14 protein-coding genes are annotated in these 19,960 nt (G+C 71.7%); 12 read left to right on the top strand and 2 right to left on the bottom strand.

Annotated features, from left to right (window positions below):
- Positions 1–200: 200 nt before the first annotated feature.
- The 6 genes from ACWGI6_RS30400 to ACWGI6_RS30375 all read left to right on the top strand — a co-directional run bounded on the left by ACWGI6_RS30400 (position 201) and on the right by ACWGI6_RS30375 (position 7,456).
- Positions 201–545 (top strand): DUF1330 domain-containing protein, encoded by a 345-nt coding sequence (locus ACWGI6_RS30400; RefSeq protein WP_453270476.1) that lies wholly within the window; start codon positions 201–203, stop codon positions 543–545.
- 245 nt (positions 546–790) lie between these two features.
- Positions 791–2,869: a restriction endonuclease gene (locus tag ACWGI6_RS30395; RefSeq protein WP_453270475.1), complete on the top strand. Its 2,079-nt coding sequence runs from the start codon at positions 791–793 to the stop codon at positions 2,867–2,869.
- 257 nt (positions 2,870–3,126) lie between these two features.
- Positions 3,127–3,285: a hypothetical protein gene (locus ACWGI6_RS30390; RefSeq protein WP_453270474.1), complete on the top strand. Its 159-nt coding sequence runs from the start codon at positions 3,127–3,129 to the stop codon at positions 3,283–3,285.
- Positions 3,282–4,649 carry an NAD(P)/FAD-dependent oxidoreductase gene (locus ACWGI6_RS30385; RefSeq protein WP_453270473.1) on the top strand — a complete coding sequence of 456 codons (1,368 nt, stop codon included), beginning with the start codon at positions 3,282–3,284 and terminating at the stop codon, positions 4,647–4,649. Before ACWGI6_RS30390 ends, ACWGI6_RS30385 begins: the two co-directional genes overlap by 4 nt.
- Positions 4,650–4,704: 55 nt before the next feature.
- Complete coding sequence (uvrA, locus tag ACWGI6_RS30380; RefSeq protein WP_453270472.1) at positions 4,705–7,161, top strand: excinuclease ABC subunit UvrA; 2,457 nt, start codon at positions 4,705–4,707, stop codon at positions 7,159–7,161.
- 82 nt (positions 7,162–7,243) lie between these two features.
- A complete protein-coding gene (locus ACWGI6_RS30375; RefSeq protein WP_453270471.1) occupies positions 7,244–7,456 on the top strand; it encodes an EF-hand domain-containing protein in 213 nt (70 codons plus the stop codon).
- A gap of 253 nt (positions 7,457–7,709) precedes the next feature.
- On the opposite strand, the gene ACWGI6_RS30370 is transcribed toward ACWGI6_RS30375, so the two are convergent.
- Both ACWGI6_RS30370 and ACWGI6_RS30365 read right to left on the bottom strand, forming a co-directional pair.
- Positions 7,710–10,091, bottom strand: a complete 2,382-nt coding sequence (locus ACWGI6_RS30370; RefSeq protein ID WP_453270470.1) for a GH92 family glycosyl hydrolase — start codon at positions 10,089–10,091, stop codon at positions 7,710–7,712.
- A gap of 266 nt (positions 10,092–10,357) precedes the next feature.
- Complete coding sequence (locus tag ACWGI6_RS30365) at positions 10,358–13,012, bottom strand: PA14 domain-containing protein (protein ID WP_453270469.1); 2,655 nt, start codon at positions 13,010–13,012, stop codon at positions 10,358–10,360.
- 166 nt (positions 13,013–13,178) lie between these two features.
- Between ACWGI6_RS30365 and ACWGI6_RS30360 the strand changes: the two genes are divergently transcribed.
- From ACWGI6_RS30360 to ACWGI6_RS30335, 6 genes are all read left to right on the top strand, one after another.
- On the top strand, positions 13,179–14,189 hold the full coding sequence (locus ACWGI6_RS30360) for a LacI family DNA-binding transcriptional regulator (RefSeq protein WP_453270521.1): 1,011 nt from the start codon (positions 13,179–13,181) through the stop codon (positions 14,187–14,189).
- A 115-nt stretch (positions 14,190–14,304) separates the two neighbouring features.
- Positions 14,305–15,390 (top strand): ABC transporter substrate-binding protein, encoded by a 1,086-nt coding sequence (locus ACWGI6_RS30355; protein ID WP_453270468.1) that lies wholly within the window; start codon positions 14,305–14,307, stop codon positions 15,388–15,390.
- Between the two features lie 2 nt (positions 15,391–15,392).
- The gene (locus ACWGI6_RS30350) at positions 15,393–17,009 is read left to right on the top strand and encodes a sugar ABC transporter ATP-binding protein (RefSeq protein WP_453270467.1); all 1,617 of its coding nucleotides are present in this window, start codon (positions 15,393–15,395) and stop codon (positions 17,007–17,009) included.
- A complete protein-coding gene (locus ACWGI6_RS30345; RefSeq protein ID WP_453270466.1) occupies positions 17,002–17,964 on the top strand; it encodes an ABC transporter permease in 963 nt (320 codons plus the stop codon). The genes ACWGI6_RS30350 and ACWGI6_RS30345 overlap by 8 nt, the downstream gene beginning before the upstream one ends.
- Positions 17,961–18,989, top strand: coding sequence for an ABC transporter permease (locus ACWGI6_RS30340; RefSeq protein WP_453270465.1), 1,029 nt, complete (start codon positions 17,961–17,963; stop codon positions 18,987–18,989). The genes ACWGI6_RS30345 and ACWGI6_RS30340 overlap by 4 nt, the downstream gene beginning before the upstream one ends.
- A gap of 473 nt (positions 18,990–19,462) precedes the next feature.
- A complete protein-coding gene (locus ACWGI6_RS30335) occupies positions 19,463–19,939 on the top strand; it encodes a hypothetical protein (protein WP_393905410.1) in 477 nt (158 codons plus the stop codon).
- The last annotated feature ends 21 nt before the right edge of the window (positions 19,940–19,960 follow it).

The following is a 19,960-nucleotide window of genomic DNA, read 5'->3' as shown; positions in this document are numbered from 1 at the left end:
TCGATCCGTCAGTGGCCGTGGCCGCCGCTGTGACCCATTCCCGCCGACGGGTGTGCGGTTTCGGCTGGTTCCCCTCTTTTCCCGTTCGCACGGTGCCCCGCACTCCGCGTCCGCTTACTCCGGAGGTAATCGACCCGTACCGCGGCGGCTGGAAACGTGGCAGCCGACGCACCCGTTCACCCACCGGGAAGGGCACTCCCATGACCGCATACGCCATCGCTCACCTCCGCCCCGACGCCCCACACCCGGAGGTCTTCGACTACATCGAGAAGATCCAGCCGACCCTGGACCCGTTCGGTGGCCGATTCGTCGTCCACGGCGCCGAAGTGGAGGTCAAAGAGGGCACCTGGCCCGGATCCGTGGTCGTCATCGTCTTCCCCGACCTGGCACGGGCCCGGGGCTGGTACGACTCACCCGCCTATCAGGAGATCCTGCCGCTGCGCACCCGGCACATCGAGGGTGATGTGGTGCTGGTGCCCGGGGTGCCGGACGGTTATGACCCTGCCGTGACGGCGGCGAAGCTGCGGGCGGCGGCGGCCGGATGACGTGCGGGGCGGGTGCGCGGCGGTGGCTCGATGACGTCCGGCGCCGGGTCCCCGACCGTGGCCGGATGACGTCCGTGGCCGGTCCGCGACGGTGGCCGGCGCGCCTCGTGCGAAGCGGGCGAAATCTTCGTACCCGACCGTGACCGGCCGCTCGCTCCCCCGCTAAAGTCTCCCCAACAGCGCAGGTGAAACCGCTTCTACAGGGTTCCGGGGGCAGCCGCCCCGGGGGGAGGACACAGAGCGACATGAGCCGCCGTTCCCATGGATTAATGGCCGTCTGGGCCGAGGCGCAGCGTCAGCAGCAGCGCCAGCAGGAAGCCCAGCGCCGCGCGCAAGCACAGCAGCAGCGCGACCAGGAACGGCAGGCACGGGATGCCGAACGTGCCATGGCGCGGATGCACCGTGAGCGGCAGACGGCCTACCGGCAGCAACGCGAGGCGGACGCCCGCCGGCGGACCGAGGAACTGGACGCCCGCGTCGCCGCACTGACCGGCCTGCTCGTCGACGGCTGCCGCGCCCCCGCGTTCTCCGCCGCCGCGCTGCTGCACCCCGAACGGATAGCGGAGTTCGCGCCCGGCGCCCTCGCCAGCCCGGTACCGATGCCCGACCCGGTCCGCTACCAGGCGCCGACGGGCGGCTGGCACCTCGGCGCCCGCCGCGACCGTGTCCAGGAGGAGGCCCGCGCCCGCTACGAGCAGGACTGGTACACGGCGCAGGCCGCGGAGAGCCGGCGGCAGGCCCAACTCGCCGCCTACCGGCAGCAGTACGACCAGTGGGCCGCGGGCGCCCTGGCCGAGATCCGGCAGCACAACTCCGGCATCGAGGAGTTGCTCTCCGGCCTGCGCGCCGGTGACGCGGACGCGGCCGTCGAGTACTTCTCCGCCGCGCTGTACTCCTCCACGGCCTGGCCGGAGGGCTTCCCCCGGCAGATCGCGGCCGCCTATGACCCGACGGGCCGCCAGCTCGTCCTGGACTGGGAGCTCCCGGGCTACGACATCGTCCCGGAGACCAAGTCCGTCCGCTATATGCCCACCGCCGACCAGGAGAAGGAGACCGCCCGGCCGGCCGCGCAGCGCCGGGCGCTCTACCGCGAAGTGCTGGCCCAGAGCGTGCTGCTGGTGCTGCGCGACCTCTTCGCCGCCGACAGCCACGGCACGCTGGACTCGGTGGCGCTGAACGGTTTCGTGGACGATGTGGACCCGGTGACCGGCCGCCCGGCCCAGGTGTATCTCGCGACCGTCATGGCGCCCCGTAACTCCTTCGACTCCTTCCACCTCGCGCAGGTCAGCGCGGTGGAGTGTCTGACCGACGGGCTGCGCGGGCAGCTCGCCGCCCGCCCCGACCAGCGGACCGCGGTACGCCCGGTACGCCTTCCGGGCGAGGTCGGCGGCGGGGTCGTCTCGCACGGCACGGACAGCGAACCGGATCTGTACGAGATGGATCCGATCGCCTTCGAGAACCTGATCGCCGAGCTGTTCCGCGCCATGGGCATGCAGGCCGTGACCACGCAGCGGTCCGGCGACGGCGGGGTCGATGTGGACGCGCTGGACCCCGACCCGATCCGCGGCGGCAAGATCATTGTGCAGGTCAAGCGCTACCGGAACACCGTCCCGCCGACCGCCGTCCGCGATCTCTACGGCACCGTCCAGTCCGAAGGCGCCAACAAGGGGGTGCTGGTGACCACCTCCCGGTTCGGTCCCGGCGCCCACACCTTCGCCAACGGCAAGCCGCTCAGCCTCATCGCCGGCCCCGAACTCGTCGATCTGCTCGGCCGCTACGGGCTGCGCGGACGGCTCGGCGCGGACGCCCCGTCCGGCTCCGCCACCGCCGACGAGGCGCCGGACCACAACATCCTCGGTATGAACTGGTCCGGCGAGGTCGCCCTCGACGTCTGCGCCCTGGTGTGCAAGGGGACCAGCGTGCTCAGCGAAGATCACTTCGTCTTCTACAACAACCCGCGCAGCCCCGACGGTTCGGTGCGGATGCTGCCCGGCTTCGCCCCCGACCGGGCCGCGATGCAGGTGCGGTTCGAGGCGCTGCCGCCGGCCGCCGACCGGCTGGTCCTGGTCGCGGCGATCGACCCCCAGGTCAACCCCGACGCCGATCTCGCGGGCTTCACCGACGCCCGGGTCCGGCTGCTGGACGCGTCGGGGGAGGAGCTGGGCCGACTGGAGGTCTCGGACGGGCGGCGCGGCGAGACCGCGCTGGTGCTCGGCTCGTTCCGCCAACGGCCGGGTGGCGACTGGGACTTCGTGATCGGCGGCCGGGGCTTCCCCGGGGGCCTGGAAGCGCTGGTGCAGGAGTACGGCATCGAGGTCGCCTGATGGCCGGGTGCCGGGTTCCGGGCGGTTTCGTCAGCTCCCGGCCATGCGGGAACTCCTCGACCCGGCGGACCCACGACCCCGCCGACCCGGCGGATCTCCTCCAGCGGGTACGGAGTCTCCCGGCTCTCTTTCTGCGGCTTGCGGTCGCCATGAGCCCCCGGCACATTTACCTGTGTATTACGCAAGTAAGTTCACGGGCGTTAGGCGAATGTTCGGCTCATGGCGCACGCCCTGCCGGTGTGCGCGCACTCAGCGAGATGAGCGAGATGACACTTACCAGCGCCCCGGCGCCGCTGCCCGAGGAACCCCCGAGCGGCTGCGTCCTCGATCCTCCCCCACTGCCGAACCTGCCGGACCGGCCCCGCGCCGCATCCGGCACCGTCCGTCCGGCCGCCGTGAGCGAGGTCCACGCATGACCGGCCTGCCGATCGCCGTCGTCGGCGCCTCGGCGGCCGGTCTCGCCGCGGCCGAGGCGCTGCGCCGTTTCGGCTGGCGTGGCCCGCTCACCCTCATCGGTGCCGAGCCCCATCTCCCGTACGACCGGCCGCCGTTGTCCAAGCAGCTGCTGCACGGCGCCTGGGAGCCGGACCGGCTGCTGCTGCGCACCGCGGGCCAGCTCGCGCCGCTCGGCCTCGACCTGCGGCTCGGCACCCGGGCCACCGGTCTCGACGTGGCCGGCCGCACCCTCACCCTCGACGGCGGCGTGGGGGTCCCCCCGCACGAGCAAGGCCGAGAGCGGGGGAGGCTCCGCTGCGCCGGCGTGATCATCGCGACCGGTGTCGCCGCCCGCACTCTGCCCGGCGCCGAGGGCATCGCCGGAGTGCACACCCTGCGCACCCTCGACGACGCGCTGGCCCTGCGCAGCCGGCTGGCCAATGGGGGTACCCCCGGCAGTGGGGGCGTAGCCGCCGGGGGAGGCGTCCGCCGCCTGGTGATCGTCGGAAACGGCGTACTGGGCTGTGAAGCCGCCGCGGTGGCACGGGAGTTGGGGCACGAGGTCACCCTCGTCGGTATCGAGGCGACACCGATGGCCGCCGCCGTCGGCACCGAGGTCGGCGAGCTGCTCGCCGAGGAGCACCGCGCCCGCGGCGTCCGGCTGCTCACGGGGGCGGTGGCCGGCTTCGAGACGGCGCCCGCCGGCCCGGCCGGTGCCGACGGCCCGCAGGTCACCGCCGTCCGGCTGGCCGACGGCAGCCGGCTGCCGGCCGATCTCGTGCTGCTGGCGATCGGCTCCCGGCCCGCCGTCGGGTGGCTGGACGACCCGGCCCTGGACACCACCGACGGGCTGCGCTGCGATGCCTACTGCGCCGCCGCCCCCGGCATCTATGCCGCGGGAGATGTGGCCCGCTGGGACCATCCGGTCCACGGCCGCCCGCTGCGCTTCGAGCACCGGATGAACGCCACCGAACAGGGCATGGCCGCCGCCCGCAACCTCCTGGCCGAACTCGCCGCGGACGCCACCGCCGCCGGGGCCGCGGACGCCGCCCCCGCCCAGGAACGCCGCCCGTTCGCCCCCGTGCCGTACTTCTGGTCCGACCAGTACGGCGTCAAGATCCAGGCGTACGGGCTGACCACGGGCGCCGACCGGGTCGAGACCACCGTCCTGGACCGGGCGGAGCGCCGCGCCCTTGCGCTCTACGGCCTGGACGGCAGCGTCATCGGTGTGCTCGCGGCCGGGCTCCCGCCCCGCCAGGTCCGGGCGCTGCGCGCGGTCGTCGCCACTCCGCTGCCCTGGAAGGAGGCGCGCGAGCGGATCCATGCCGCCACGGCGACCGGCTGACCGTGCCCGGTCGCGGCGGCCGTGCCCAGTGGTGACCGTGCCCGATCATGGAGGGATGACCGACTCGTACGTACGGGTGCGCGGCGCCCGTGAGCACAACCTCCGCACCATCGATGTGGACATCCCGCGGGACGCGCTGGTCGCGTTCACCGGGGTGTCCGGGTCGGGCAAGTCCTCCCTCGCCTTCGGCACCATCTACGCCGAGGCGCAGCGCCGCTACTTCGAGTCGGTGGCCCCCTACGCCCGACGGCTGATCCACCAGGTCGGCGCGCCCAAGGTCGAGGACATCACCGGACTGCCGCCCGCCGTCGCCCTGGAACAGCGGCGCTCCGCGCCCACCTCCCGCTCCTCGGTCGGCACCGTCACCACCCTCTCCAACACCCTGCGCATGCTCTTCTCCCGCGCCGGCGACTACCCGGAGGGGGTGACGGAACGGCTCGATTCCGATGCCTTCTCGCCCAACACCGCGGCCGGCGCCTGCCCGGAATGCCACGGTCTGGGCACCGTCCACCGCGTCACCGAGGAGTCCCTCGTCCCCGACCCCTCGCTCTCCGTTCGCGAGGGCGCCATCGCCGCCTGGCCCGGGGCCTGGCAGGGCAAGAACCTCCGTGACATCGTCGCCGCCCTCGGGTACGACATCGACCGGCCCTGGCATGAGCTGCCGCGGGCCGACCGGGACTGGATCCTGTTCACCGACGAACAGCCCGTCGTCACCGTGCACCCCGTCCGCGAGGTCGGCCGCATCCAACGCCCCTACAAGGGCCAGTACATGAGCGCCAGACGCTATGTGCTGCACACCTTCGCCGACTCCAAGAGCGAGACCCTGCGCAGGCGCGTCCAGGGGTTCATGGTCGCCGAGCCCTGCCCGGTGTGCCACGGGCGGCGGCTGCGCCCCGAGGCGCTGGCCGTCACCTTCGAGGGCCACGACATCGCCACCCTCGCGGGCCGGCCGCTGAGCGCCCTCGCGGAGCTGCTGCGGCCCACCGCCGGCGGGACGGACGACGAGGTGGCGCCGGTGCTGGCCCGCGACCTGGTGGCCCGTATCGAGGTCCTCACCGAACTCGGCCTGGGCTATCTGAGCATGGACCGGCCCTCGCCCACCCTGTCCGCCGGCGAGCTCCAGCGGCTGCGGCTGGCCACCCAGCTGCGCTCCGGCCTCTTCGGCGTCGTCTACGTCCTGGACGAACCGTCCGCCGGCCTCCACCCCGCCGACACGGAGTCCCTGCTCACGGTGCTGGGCCGGCTCAAGGAAGCGGGCAACTCGCTGTTCGTCGTCGAGCACGACATGGACGTGGTGCGCCGCGCCGACTGGATCGTGGACGTCGGCCCGCACGCCGGGGAGCACGGCGGGCAGGTGCTGCACAGCGGCCCCGTCGCCGCGCTCGCGGACGCCCCCGCCTCCGCCACCCGCCGGTTCCTCTTCGACACCGCACCGCCCGCCGAGCGCACCGTGCGCAGCCCCTCGGGCACGCTGACGCTGCGCGGCGTCACCCTGCACAATCTCCGCGGCCTGGACGCGACCTTCCCGCTCGGCGTCTTCACCGCCGTCACCGGCGTCTCGGGATCGGGCAAATCGACGCTGGTCACCCGCGTTCTCGCGGAAGCCGTACGGGACCACCTCGGCGCGGGCGAGGAGCAGCAGGAGCCCGCCGACGGCGACGGCACCGGACCGATGGCACGGGCACAACTCACCGGCGCCGAGGGCCTGGAGGCGATCGACCGGCTGGTCCGCGTGGACCAGAAGCCGATCGGCCGGACCCCGCGCTCCAACCTCGCCACCTACACCGGGCTGTTCGACGCGGTACGCAAGGTCTTCGCCGCCACCGACGAGGCCCGCGCCCGCGGCTACACGGCGGGACGGTTCTCCTTCAACGTCGCGAGCGGCCGCTGCGAGACCTGCCAGGGCGAGGGTTTCGTCGCCGTCGAACTCCTCTTCCTGCCCGGTACGTACGCGCCCTGCACCGCCTGCCACGGCGCCCGCTACAACCCCGAAACCCTCCAGATCACCTACCGGGACCGGACCATCGCCGACGTCCTGGCGATGACCGTCGACGCCGCCGCCGCGTTCCTGGCCGATGTCCCCGCGGCGGCCCGCAGCCTGCGCACCCTCCAGGACGTCGGGCTCGGCTATCTGCGGCTCGGCCAGCCCGCGACCGAGCTGTCCGGCGGCGAGGCACAGCGGATCAAGCTCGCCACCGAACTCCAGCGGACCCGCCGCGGCCACACCCTCTACCTCCTCGACGAGCCCACCACCGGACTGCACCCCGCCGACACCGAGGTGCTGCTGCGCCAGCTGCACGGTCTGGTCGACGCCGGGCACTCCGTCGTGGTCGTCGAGCACGACATGGGCGTGGTCGCCGGCGCCGACCACGTCATCGACCTCGGCCCCGGCGGCGGTGCGGACGGCGGCCGGATCGTGGCGGCGGGAACCCCGGCCGAGGTGGCGGCGGCGCCGGAGAGCCGTACCGCGCCCTATCTGGCGCGGCGGAGGGCGCGGCCGGACGCCTCTTGACGGTCCGCTAATGTACGCAGGTCAGATCACCAGTCAACAGCACCGCGCAGCACTGCGCAGCACCACGAAGGGGGCACCTCTCATGGCAGACATGGAGAAGGCCAGGGCGGCGTTCGACCGGTTCGACGCGGACGGCGACGGCCAGGTAACGCCGGAGGAGTTCAAGCACGCGATGGCCGAGATGGGCGACCCGTTCGTCACCGGCCCGGTCGCCGAGGCGGTCATCAAGGCCAAGGACACCGACAGCGACGGCCGGATGTCCTTCGACGAGTTCTGGCAGGCCCTCCAGGACTGACGTCCGTACCCGGGCCTTCCTCAGGCCCCCTTCGCCTCCCGTTCGCCCGCGGCCGCGCGCAGCGCCGCCAGCCCGCGGGCGAACGGGGGCTGCCGCTCACTTCCGCGGGCGGACGGCCGCCACGAACCGCCAAAAACCGGCAGGGGCTCGCCGCGCAGCGGGACCCGGACGACCGGGTACTGCCGCGGCACCGGCGCCGGCCGCGGCACCAGACAGATCCCGACCGCGCTGCTCTCCGCCGTGCGTGGTGATCTCAGCGCTGGCGACCAGGCTGCTGCTGCGCGGATGAGGTGCCCACGGGCGGCGGTGCGGCATGGTCGCCGGTGCCCCAGCGGGAGGGCTTCGGGCCCACGGTGAAGGCGAGTTCACGGCCCGAACGCAGCTCATCGGTGGTGAGGTACGTCCGGTCATGTCCGGCGCCGTCCAGGCGTACCGACTGCACATAGCGGTCGGTGGTGGACGTACCGGGTGCGGTGACGGTGAAGTGCCCGGCCGGGTAGTAGCGCCGGTCCAGGGTCAGGTCCACCCGGTCGAAGACCGGCGTGCTCAGCCCCCAGCTGTCGGTGCCCGGCTGCACCGGGAACACCCCGATCGAGGAGAGCACCATCCACGCCGACATCGTCCCCAGATCGTCGTTCCCGGTCATCCCGGTGGGGGCGTCGGTGAACAGCGTCAGCGCCGCATGCACCACGTCCGTGGTCTTCCAGGGGCGGCCGGTGGAGAGATAGGTGTACGGAGCGATGAGATCGGGCTCGTTCTGCGGGTTGTACTTGTCCGCGTTGTAGTAGTCGTACGGCCCGTTGACCCATACCTCACGGGCCGTCTTCTCCGGGTCCTGCAGCAGCTTCGGGTAGGCGAAGAACGAGTCGAGACGCTCATCGGCCTTGTCCTTGCCGCCGATCAGCTTCAGCATCCCCGGCAGATCCTGCGGAACCAGCCACTGGTACTGCCAGGACGTGCCCTCGTGAAAGCCCTCGCTCTTGGCCGGATCGGCGGGCCCGGCGAAGGCGCCCTTCCCGTCGCGGGCCCGGAAGAAGCCGGTCGAACTGTCGAAGATCTTGCGGTAGTTCTGGGCGCGGGCCGCATACCGGTCGGCGTCCTCGCCGTGCCCCAGATCGCGTGCCATCTGTGCCAGCATCGCGTCCGACAGGGCGTATTCGAGGGTGGCCGAGGCGCCGTGGTCGAAGTCGGAGTCGCCGGGCTTGGCGTGCGGACGGCCCTTGAGGTACGGGGCGAAGCCGTCCTTCAGGTACTGCGCATTGGCCTCCCGTCCGACGGCCGGCGCATCGGCCGGCGGCACGCCGTCGGCGTTCTTCTTCAGCGCCGCGTACGCCTCCTCCTCATGGCCCCGCAACAGCCCCTGCTGATAGGCATTGGTGAGGAACGGAGTGACCGGATCGCCGGTCATGATGTTCGTTTCGACCGTTCCGTAGCCCCACTTGGGCAGCCAGCCGCTCTCCTTGTCGATCCGCAGGACCGACAGCGCCATATCGCGGGACTCCTGCGGCGCCAGCAGCGCCAGCAGCTGCGCCTGGGTGCGATAGGTGTCCCACAGCGACCAGTTCTGGTAGTAGGTGAAGCCCCTGGCGCGATGGGTCCGCTGGTCCCAGCCTGTGTAGCGGCCGTCCACGTCACTGCCGATGTTCGGCGCGAGGAAGGACCGGTAGAGGGAGGAGTAGAAGGTGCGGCGCAGCGTCTTGTCCCCGCCCTGGGCCTTCACCAGTCCGAGCCGCCGCTCCCATGCGGCATCGGCCGCTGCCTTCGTACGGTCGAAGGAACCGCCGCCCTCGGCCCGCAGATTGCGGGCCGCACCCGCCGCGTCCACATAGCTGAGCGCGGTGGTCGCCTCGACGGTGCGGTCCTTGCGGGTGTCGAAACGGGCATAGGCGCCGTGCCGGCCGGTGGCGGTGGAGTCCTTGGAGCCGGCCGTCACCTTGTCGCCGTCCCAGGTTCCGTACGACGCGAACGGCCGGTCGAAGCGGGTGATCGTGTAGACGGTGTACGGCTTGGTGTCCTGGCAGAAGCCGCGGCCGGTGATGGCGGTGCGGATGGTGCGGGAATCCAGCACCTCGACCCGCGTCGAGACCGTCTTGTGCAGCGACTGGCCCGCGTTGAGCAGCACATTGGCCTTGTCGGTGGCCGGGAAGGTGTAGCGCTGTCGGCCGGTGCGGGCGGTGGCGGTCAGCTCGGCGGTGATCCCGCCGTAGGACGTCAGGCCGACGCGGTAGTAGCCGGGCCGGGCCGACTCGTCGTCATGGCCGTAGCCGGCCGCGTACTTCGCATAGTCGGTCTCGGTGATGTCGCCCGTGGTGGGCAGCACCGGCAGATCACCGCCGAGCCCGCAGCCGACGCCGGAGATGTGCACCGAACTGAAGCCGCGGATGTGGTCGTCGTCGTAGCCGTAGCCGGTGGTGTGGCCGGTGTCGGGGGAGAGCTGCACCATGCCGAACGGGACGGCCGCGCCCGGGTAGGTGTTGCCGTCGTTCCGGCTGCCGATGAACGGGTTGACCAGGTCGGTGAGCGGGCCGCCGGGCGGCTCCGCCTGCGCGGCGGGGGCTGCGAGCGCGCTCCCGATGAGCGCGGCCGCCAGCACCGCGCCCGCGGTACGCAGCCGGGTGCGACTGAGCCATGGCATGGATCCGGACCTCCGGGATCGGGTCGCCGAGCGGCCCGTCGGGCGTGCGATGGCGCACACGGCCGCACGGTTCGACAACGTTGTCAGGGCGCGCTCATTCTTGGGGCCGGTCAGGTGCGCGTCAAGAGGTGGCGCGGCGGTAACTCCGGCACGTCCGGCCCCCGTCGCGGGCCGGGTGCGGGCCGTCGCGAGTGCGTGCGGGGGCCGGACGTGCCGGGTGTGCGGGAGCGCGACCGGGCGAAGCGCTCAGCGGCTTCCGCGCTCCGTCACGGGGTGCCGCAGGACATCGAGGCGGGATCGGACGCATCCGAGATCAGCGCGCGGTGCGCCGCCGCCAGCCGCCCCACATCGGGCTTGATCACCTTGCGGTCATAGGTCATCAGACCGTTCAACTCGCCCTCCACATCGCTGATCTGGGTGTAGACGGCGCCATTGCCGCCCTGGCAGGCGAGCTTGCGGACGTGGGCCAGCTCGGCCAGATAGTCGTCCGTGTACTCGGCCTGGTCCACGCCGACATAGGTGTGCTGCACCGGCCAGGCGTGGCCTGGTACCGCCAGTCCCAGCCCGCCGTACTCCCCGCTGACCAGCGCGCGGGTGCCGTCCGCCGCGGGCAGCTGCGGGCTCGGATAGCCGTGGGCGTCGGCCACATCGCCGTTGCCGCCGTCGTGCGCGCCACAGCAGTTGAGCCCGCTCATGTTGTTCACCAGCCGGGTCGGGTCCCAGGACTTCGCCTGGGTGGCGATGCGGGCCTGGTCGTACTGTCCCCAGCCCTCGTTGAAGGTGACCCACATGATGACCGAGGGACTGCTGCTGTGCTGGTCGATCATCTGCTTCATCTCGTGCTCGTACTCCGTGCGGGCCGGCCGGTCCGGCTCGACGGTGTTCATGGCCGGCATGTCCTGCCACACCATCAGGCCCAGCTTGTCCGCCCAGTAGAACCAGCGGTCCGGCTCCACCTTGATGTGCTTGCGCACCGCGTTGAAGCCCATCGCCTTGTGCATCTTCAGGTCGTACGCGAGCGCCTCGTCGGTCGGTGCGGTGTACAGCCCGTCCGGCCAGAAGCCCTGGTCGAGGGTGGCCATCGAGAAGACCGGCTTGCCGTTGAGGACCGTACGCGGCGTGCCGTCGATCTTCTTGACGCCGATCTCGCGCATCCCGAAGTAGCTGCCGGTCCGGTCCGCGCCCGCGCCGGAGCCGATGGTCACCTTGACCGTGTACAGGTGCGGGTCGTCCGGGGACCACAGGTGCGCCTTCGGCACCGGGACCGTGAGCGGTGTACCGGTGCGGCCGCTCGCCCGGCCGACCTCGCGCTTGCCGTCGTAGGCGACGGCGGTCGCCGGGACCCCGGCGCGCACCCCGCGTGCCTCGACCGACACCGTGCCGCCGGGAACGTCGGGGGTGAGCTTGAGGCTGTCCGTGTGGTCGTCGGCGACCGGTTCCATCCACACCGTCTGCCAGATGCCGGAGGAGGCGGTGTACCAGATGCCGCTGGGATCCAGCCGCTGCTTGCCGACGGGCGGGTTCTCGCCGTCCTTCGCGTCCGTCGGGTCGTAGACGCCGACGATCAGCTCCTGGGTGCGGCCGGGCTTCAGCGCGTCGGTGATGTCCACGGAGAAGTGGTCGTAGCCGCCCCGGTGTGCGGTGACCTTCCTGCCGTTGACGTACACCTCGGCCTGCCAGTCCACCGCACCGAAGTTGAGCGCGAGCCGCCGGGAGCGGCCGACCTGCCAGTCGGCGGGGACGGTGAAGGTCCGGCGGTACCACATCCGGTCCTCGTGCCGCTCGATCCCGGAGAGCTGCGACTCCACCGGGTAGGGCACCAGGATCTTCTCCTTGAGCCGCTTGCCGACGGGCGGTGCCGCGCCCTTGTCCGCCGCAGCGAACTCCCATTCCCCGTTGAGGTTGCGCCACTTGTCGCGGGTGAGCTGCGGGCGCGGGTACTCGGGGTGGGCGTTGCGGGGGCCGACCTCGTCGGCCCACTTGGTGCGCAGCTGATAGGTGGACTCGTTGGTGCCGGTGGCCCAGTACGCGGCGATGGCCGTGCCGTCCGTGGCGGACAGTCCGCCCTTGCCGTCGTAGTGCAGATCGGCCTGGCCCCCGTGCCCGACGACCGGTTCCTCCAGCGCGATCAGCAGCGTGGAAGGATCGGCGGGATCCACCGTCGCCCTGCCGAGCGGCCACTGCGCGCCGCCGATCACGGCGTCGAGGTGGTCGGTGAGGGAGGCCGGCGGGGTGACGAGGTCCTTGGCGAAGTCCAGCTTGAGCGTGCGGCCGTCGGGCTGGACGGCGGCGCTGGTGGGGCCGTCGTAGTCGAAGCCGTCGGGGAGGGTGAACGCGGACTGCGGGACCGGGGTCTTCGTGCCGCCGGGCGGGGTCCACTTCAGGTGCAGGTTAGAGCCGCCGTAGTGCTCGAAGTACTCGATCTTGATGTCGTAGGCGTGGCCGGCCCGGAGGTCGAGGGCGGGCGAGGTCTGCTCGGTGTCCCAGTCGTCGACCCAGTGGTCGATGGCGAGTTTGCCGTCGATCCAGAGCCGGAAGCCGTTGTCGCCGGTCATCGCGAAGGTGTGGGCGCCGCTGGTGTCGGGGGTGAGCTTGCCGGTCCAGCGGACGGTGTCGTCGTCGGCCCGGCCGGTGGCCTGCTGGAGCCTGGATTCCAGGGTCGCGAAGTCGATCAGGGGGTCGACCGCCGTCGCCTTCAGCTGGTGGAAGTCGAAGGCCCCCGGGGCGGATTGGGTGTAGTAGTCGCCCTTCAGGCCGTGGACCACGGGCGGGGCGTCGGCGGCAGCGGAGGCGCTGGAGCCGCCGGGGGCGAGGGTGAGCAGTGCCGCGGCGAGAGTGGCCGCGAGTGCTGCGCCCAGGGGTCTGCGGCCGCGTCGTCGACGGGAGCGGCCGGTCCGGTGGGACGGGAACGGAGAACGCACAGGACCTCCGAGGTCGGGTGTCTTCCGGCTCTGCCCCTTGCTTCCGGCATCTTGTATAACGTTGGAAACAAGGGCAGTTGGCATGACAGCACGCCGTCTGCACCCTGTCCAGGGTCATGACAACGACCGGTTCCGGGGCGCCGGACCGGTGCGGGAGGAAGTGCCGATGAGGGTCAGCCTCAAGGACGTGGCGCGGCGCGCGGGTGTCTCGATCAAGACCGTGTCGAACGTGGTGAACAACTATCAGCACGTCACGCCCGCCATGCGGACGCGGGTCCAGCAGGCCATCGACGAGCTGGGCTACCGGCCCAATCTCACCGCCCGCCACCTGCGCAAGGGCCGCACCGGCATCATCGCGCTGGCCCTGCCGGAGCTGGGCAACCCGTACTTCGCCGAGCTGGCCGGGGCCGTGATCGATGCGGCGGCCCGGCACGACTACACCGTCCTGCTCGACCACACCGGCGGGCTGCGCGAGCGGGAGATCCTGGTCAGCCAGGGCTTCAGCGCGCGGGTCATCGACGGGCTGATCCTCAGCCCCATCGAGCTGGAGACCGAGGATCTGCGGGCCCGCCGGGACGACGCCCCGCTGGTGCTGCTCGGCGAGCGTCGCTACGACCTCCCCTACGACCACATCGCGATCGACAACATCGCCGGCGCCCGCGCCGGGGTGCGCCATCTGCTCGACCTCGGACGGCGCAGGATTGCCTTCCTCGGCGCCCGCCGGGACCGTACGCACCAGCCCGCGCATCTGCGGCAGTTGGGCTGGCAGACGGAGCTGGCCGCCTCCGGCATCGCGGACGACACCGGCCTGATCGGCCACACCCACGGCTGGGGCCGTGCCGACGGGGCGGGGGCGATGGCGGCCCTGCTGGATTCCGGGCAGCGGCCGGACGCGGTGTTCGCGTACAACGACCTGATCGCGATCGGCGCGATGCGGGTGCTCTTCGAGCGGGGGCTGCGGGTGCCGGAGGATGTCGCGGTGGTCGGGTTCGACGACATCACCGAGGGGCGGTACGGCGCCGTCACGCTGACCACCGTCGCGCCGGACAAGCAGGCGATCGCCCGGCTCGCGGTGGAGTCGGTCATCGCCGGTCTGACCGGGGAGGGCGGCGGGCCGCGCCAACTCCAGCCGGAATTCACCCTGGTGGCACGGGAGAGCACGCTGGGACGGGGCTGAAGGCCGGCGGCGCATCCCCTGCACGCGGACTGTCCGAAGGGTTTACAGCGCCCCTTGCAACGTTATAAATATCGCTGCGGACAACGGACTTGACCGCCCGAGATGGGGTTCTGCCATGCAGCCGTACGCTCGTCGCCACCGTTCCGCACTGGTCACCGGGTTCGCCCTGTGCCTGGCCCTGACCGCCAGCTCCTGCGCCAAGTCCGAGGACGACGGCGCGGCGCCGGCCTCCTCCCAGGGCTCCGGTGGAGGGCAGGCCGTCCAGGGTCCGTCCGCCGGCAGCAAGGCCGGCTGCACCCTCGACGCCTACGGTGGCAAGAAACTCGACCTGAAGAGCGCCAAGGTCGGCTTCTCCCAGTCCGAGAAGGAGGCCAACCCCTTCCGGATCGCCGAGACCGCCTCGATCAAGGCCGAGGCCGAGCGGCGCGGCATCCAGCTGCTCACCGCCAACGCCCAGTCGCAGTTCTCCAGGCAGATCAGCGACGTACAGGACCTGCTGGCCAAGGGCGTGGACCTGCTGGTGATCGCCCCGCTGAACTCCGACGGCTGGGAGCCGGTGCTCCGTGCGGCGGCCGCCCGGCACGTCCCCCTCGTCACCATCGACCGCAAGATCAACGCCAAGGCCTGCAAGGACTATGTCAGCTTCATCGGCTCCGACTTCGTCGCCCAGGGCCGGCGCGCCGCCGACCGGATGATCGAGGCGACCGGCGGCAAGGGCGATATCGCGATTCTGCTCGGCGCGGCCGGCAACAACGTCACCACCGAACGCACCAAGGGCTTCGAGGACCGGATCAAGGCCAAGGCCCCCGGCCTGAAGGTGGTCTTCCGGCAGACCGGCGACTTCGCCCGCGAGAAGGGCCAGCAGGTCACCGAGCAGCTCATCCAGTCCAAGCCCGGCATCACCGGCATCTACGCGGAGAACGACGAGATGGGCCTGGGCGCCGTCAACGCGCTCAAGGGAGCGGGCAAGAAGGCCGGCGCAGCCAAGATCGTCACCGTGGACGGCACCCGGAACGCCGTGCAGGGGATCGTCGACGGATGGATCGACGGGGTCATCGAGTCCAACCCGCGCTTCGGGCCGCTCGCCTTCCGGACGCTGCAGGACTTCACCCAGGGCAAGAAGGTGTCCCAGGACATCGTCATCCGCGACCGCGCCTACACCGGCGACAACGCCAAGTCGGGCCTCGGCAAGGCGTTCTGACGATGCATCCACGTCAGCGGACGCCGCAGGACGAACGGCCCGGGGAGCGCCCCGAGGTGCTCGCCGTACGGGGTCTGACCAAGACCTTTCCCGGCGTACTGGCCCTGGACGGGGTGGACTTCGCCGTACGGGCCGGTGAGGTGCACGCCTTGGTGGGGGAGAACGGCGCGGGGAAGTCCACCCTCATCAAGGTGCTCACCGGCGTCCACCGGCCCGACCGCGGTGCCCTGTGCCACCGCGGCGCACCGGTCCGCTTCGCCACCCCGCTGCACGCCCAGAAGGCCGGGATCTCCACCATCTACCAGGAGGTCAATCTCATCCCCCTGATGAGCGTGGCCCGCAACCTCTTCCTGGGCCGCGAGCCGCGCACCCGCCTCGGACTGATCGACTTCGGCCGGATGCACCGCGCCGCCGGTGCCGCGCTCGACGAGCTGGGCGTCCACGTCAAGGTCCGAAAACCCCTGCACACACTGGGAGTCGGCGCCCAGCAAATGGTGGCCCTGGCGCGCGCCCGGGCGCTGGATGCACGGGTCGTCATCATGGACGAGCCCACCTCCTCCCTCGAACCGCGCGAGGTGGCGACCCTCTTCGGCGTCATCCGCACGCTGCGGGAACAAGGCGTCGCGGTGGTCTACGTCAGTCACCGCCTCGACGAGCTCTACGCCATCTGCGACTCCGTCACCGTGCTCCGCGACGGGCGCACCGTGCACACCGGGCCGCTGGCCGGCCTCGACCGGCTGCGCCTGGTCTCCCTGATGCTCGGCCGCGACATGGGAGAGGTGCGCACCGAGGGCGTCACCGAATTCAGCGGCACGAGCGCCATGACGGTCCGCGAACCCCTGCTCACCGCAACGGAGTTGACCGTCCCGCACCGCCTGCGCGGGGTCTCGCTCGCGGTCCGTCCCGGCGAGGTGGTGGGCCTGGGCGGCCTGCTCGGCTCCGGCCGGAGCGAGACCGTCAAGGCCATCGCCGGTGCGCTGCCGGCGTCCGGCCGGATCACCGTCGCCGGGCTCCCGGTCCGCACCGGCTCCACCGCAGCGGCCCTCCGCGCCGGCATCAGCTTGCTGCCCGAGGACCGCAAGGCCGAGGGCATCCTGCCGGGGCTCTCGGTACGCGAGAACATCGCGCTGGCCGCACTGCCCCGGCTGACCCGCTTCGGCCTGGTCTCCCGTCCCCGGCTCGACCGCGTCGTGGACACCTTCGTACAGCGGCTGAACATCAAGGCGTCCGGCCCGGACCAGAAGGTCGGCGAACTCTCCGGCGGCAACCAGCAGAAGGTCCTGCTCGCCCGGTGGCTCGCCATGCACCCCAGGGTTCTGCTGCTGGACGAACCCACCCGCGGGATCGACGTCGGCGCCAAGGCGGAGGTCCAGCGGCTGATCGACGAACTCGCCGCGGACGGCCTGGGCGTGCTGCTGATCTCCTCCGACGTGGAGGAGCTGATCGAGGGCGCCGACCGGGTCGTGGTCCTCAAGGACGGCGCGGTGGTGGGGGAACTGGCCGGCGACGAGGTCACCGAGGACCGCCTGATGCGCGCCATCGCCGAAGCGGCGGGCGACGCGCCCGCCACCACCGCACCGTCCGACCCGTCCGCCGAGGAGGCCGTCGACCATGGCTGATCTGGCGCTGCGCCGCCTGCCCACCGACCGCGCCGCTCTGCTGCGCGGGCTCCAGGAATACGGCGTCTACCTGGGCGTCGCCGTCCTGCTCCTGGTCAATATCGCCCTCACCCCGCACTTCCTGACCGGCGAGAACCTCCGTACCCAGGCCGTCCAGGTCGCTCCCGTCCTCATCGTCGCGCTCGGTATGGCGCTGGCCATCGGCAGCGAGGGCATCGACCTCTCCGTGGGCTCCGTGATGGCGCTCGCCACCTCCCTGGTCTCGCTCTATCTCGGCTACGGTCCGTGGATCGCGCTGCTCGTCGCCGTGGCCGGCGGGATCGCCGTCGGGCTGGCCAACGGCGCGCTGGTCGCCTTTGCCGGGGTACAGCCCATCGTCGCCACCCTCGCCCTGATGGTCGGCGGCCGCGGCCTGGCACTGGTGCTGCTGCCACAGCTCAAGGACGTCCGCGACCCCGGCATGGCCCGCCTGGGGTCGGGCTCGGTGGCCGGCGTCCCCTACCTCGTCCTGATCGCCGCGGCACTGGCCCTGCTGACCGGCTTCGTCGTACGGCGCACCGTCTTCGGTCGACGGCTGCTGGCCATCGGCGACAGCCGGCCGGCCGCGGCGCTGGCCGGACTCCCCGTCCGCCGGGTGCTGGTGCTGGTCTACGTCAGCTCCGGGGCACTCGCCGGGCTCGCGGGGGTGCTGGCGACCGCCCGCCTGACGGCCAGCGATCCCACCTCGCTCGGCACTCTCATGGAACTGTCCGCGATCACCGCGGTGGTGGTCGGCGGTACGCCACTCAGCGGCGGCCGGGTCCGGATCGGCGGTACGGTCGCCGGCGCCGTCCTCATCCAGCTGCTCACCGCCACCCTGATCAAGCACGATCTGCCGCCGTCCTGGACCCAGATCGCGCAGGCAATCGTCATCGTGCTCGCGGTGCACGCGGCACGGGAGCGGGGAAAACGATGATCTCTGTGCGCACCCCGGTACGCACCGGCAGGCCGGCCGCCGCGCCACCCCTCGTACCGCCCGCCGGCCGTCGCGCCGAACAGTTCAGCGACCTCACCCGGCAACACGGCGCGCTCGCCGCGCTCTTGCTCCTCGTCCTCATCGCCTCGCTCACCTTCGACACCTTCGCCACCACCGACAACCTCCAGAACATGGCGGTCTCCGCCGCCTTCTTGGCGGTGGTCGCGCTCGGCATGACCTTGGTGATCGTCACCGGTGGCATCGATCTGTCCGTCGGTTCCCTCTTCGCCCTCGGCGGTGTCCTGGCGGCCTGGGGCTCGCAGTACGGCACTGCTGTCGCGCTGGCCCTGCCGCTCGCCGTCTGCGGGTTGTTCGGGCTGGTGAACGGGGTGCTGATCGCCCGCTTGCGGCTGGCTCCGTTCATCGTCACGCTGGCCGCGATGCTCGCCGCCCGGGGCCTGCTGCTCGCCGTCACCGACGAGGGCGCCACCACGTACTTGGTCGCCAAGGGCTCGTTCTTCGCCCGCCTGGGCCAGGGCACGTTCCTGGGGCTGGGCATCCCGGCGTGGATCACCTGTGTGCTCTTCGCCGCGGGCGCGGTGCTGCTCCGCCGTACGCGCTTCGGCCAGCGGGTCTACGCCGTCGGTGGCAACGAGGACGCCGCCGCCCTGATGGGCACACCCGTGGCCCGCACCAAAGTGGTCGTCTACACCCTCTCCGGCGGGCTCGCGGGTCTGGCGGGTGCCCTGAACGCCGCCTGGCTCGCGTCCGGCGTCACCATCCTGGGCACCGGCATGGAACTGGAGGCGATCTCCGCCGTGGTCATCGGGGGCACCCTGCTGGCCGGCGGCTCGGGTTCGGTCAGCGGCGCACTGGCCGGCGTCCTGCTGCTGAAGGTCATCCAGAACGTCATCAACCAGATCGGCTCCCTGGACTCCGCCTACCAACAGGTGGTCAGTGGCGGATTCCTGGTCGTGGTGGTGGTCGTCCAGACCTGGCTGGGGCGGCGGTCGCGGCGTTCCTGAGGCCGGTCCGCAAAGTCCCGTCGTTCGTCCGCAGGCCGGTGGGACACACGGCCCGACGTTTCGGATATCTCGGCGAACAAGCCCTTGCGCTCGCGGAGTCGTTGGCGGCGCGTGCGGAGGCGGATCCAACGGACGTGGACGGGCGGGCACTCGACGGTCCTGGCGACATCCGGAGCTTCCTGCACCGAAGTGAGGCGGGGTAGCGCGGGGCCAGGCGACGTTTGCCGCGGTCCAGGGCGCCGACCGTCCATTGGCGCAGACACGTCAAAAATCATGAGGTGTCTGCCTTGCTCTCTTCAGGGGCGCGTGCCTCAATGGTCAGCGATTCAGGTCGCTGACCATCCGTCAGATCTGGACGGTGGCCGGCACGGGGCCCGACCGCGGGCCCCCACGTGGCCGCCAGTCGTTCCCTCGCATACCTCCCGGCGACCGGTGCCATGGGCCTGCACCCCCCTCAAGAAGGCGGTACCCCCATGAGACACCTCAGACCAGGCACGCTCGGATTTGGTTCGGCACTCGCCGTCGCCGTCGCCGCCGCGGGCACGCTCGCGATGGCGCCGGCCGCCACCGCGGTGACCCCCGACACCGCCACCCTCTCGTTCGACTGCGGTAGCTTCGGCTCCGGCACGGCGACGCTCACCGCCACCCAGGACGGCACGGCCGCGACCATCAGCCTGGCCACGTCGGCGATCACCTCACCGATAGACATCGGCGCGAACTCGGTCAGCTCCACGCTGACCCTCACCAAGAACGGCTCCGGGACCACGGAGTTCAGCGGCAGCTCCAACCCGGCGATCCCGGCCGGCAGCGAGGTCTCCACCGGTCCGCTCAGCGGCACGGTCGCCGCGGGCGACAGCCTGGAGGCCACGTCCCTGAAGGTCGTGGTGTTCGGCGTCACGGCCACCTGCAATGCCACGTCTCCGCAGTCCCCGGGACCGTTCGTCTTCTGACGCCGAGGGCAGGCGGGGACC

Source organism: Streptomyces sp. NPDC054786, assembly GCF_053611685.1.
Note: the sequence above shows the minus strand (reverse complement) of the source record. Positions and strands in the feature narration are given on the sequence as shown.

Bases quoted from the DNA above. Each gene is read 5' to 3' on its own strand.
- ACWGI6_RS30370 (WP_453270470.1), bottom strand. From the start codon at position 10,091: ATGCCATGGCTCAGTCGCACCCGGCTGCGTACCGCGGGCGCGGTGCTG.
- uvrA (WP_453270472.1), top strand. From the start codon at position 4,705: ATGACCGACTCGTACGTACGGGTGCGCGGCGCCCGTGAGCACAACCTC.
- ACWGI6_RS30360 (WP_453270521.1), top strand. From the start codon at position 13,179: ATGAGGGTCAGCCTCAAGGACGTGGCGCGGCGCGCGGGTGTCTCGATC.
- ACWGI6_RS30355 (WP_453270468.1), top strand. From the start codon at position 14,305: ATGCAGCCGTACGCTCGTCGCCACCGTTCCGCACTGGTCACCGGGTTC.
- ACWGI6_RS30350 (WP_453270467.1), top strand. From the start codon at position 15,393: ATGCATCCACGTCAGCGGACGCCGCAGGACGAACGGCCCGGGGAGCGC.
- ACWGI6_RS30400 (WP_453270476.1), top strand. From the start codon at position 201: ATGACCGCATACGCCATCGCTCACCTCCGCCCCGACGCCCCACACCCG.
- ACWGI6_RS30385 (WP_453270473.1), top strand. From the start codon at position 3,282: ATGACCGGCCTGCCGATCGCCGTCGTCGGCGCCTCGGCGGCCGGTCTC.
- ACWGI6_RS30390 (WP_453270474.1), top strand. From the start codon at position 3,127: ATGAGCGAGATGACACTTACCAGCGCCCCGGCGCCGCTGCCCGAGGAA.
- ACWGI6_RS30375 (WP_453270471.1), top strand. From the start codon at position 7,244: ATGGCAGACATGGAGAAGGCCAGGGCGGCGTTCGACCGGTTCGACGCG.
- ACWGI6_RS30395 (WP_453270475.1), top strand. From the start codon at position 791: ATGAGCCGCCGTTCCCATGGATTAATGGCCGTCTGGGCCGAGGCGCAG.
- ACWGI6_RS30340 (WP_453270465.1), top strand. From the start codon at position 17,961: ATGATCTCTGTGCGCACCCCGGTACGCACCGGCAGGCCGGCCGCCGCG.
- ACWGI6_RS30345 (WP_453270466.1), top strand. From the start codon at position 17,002: ATGGCTGATCTGGCGCTGCGCCGCCTGCCCACCGACCGCGCCGCTCTG.
- ACWGI6_RS30335 (WP_393905410.1), top strand. From the start codon at position 19,463: ATGAGACACCTCAGACCAGGCACGCTCGGATTTGGTTCGGCACTCGCC.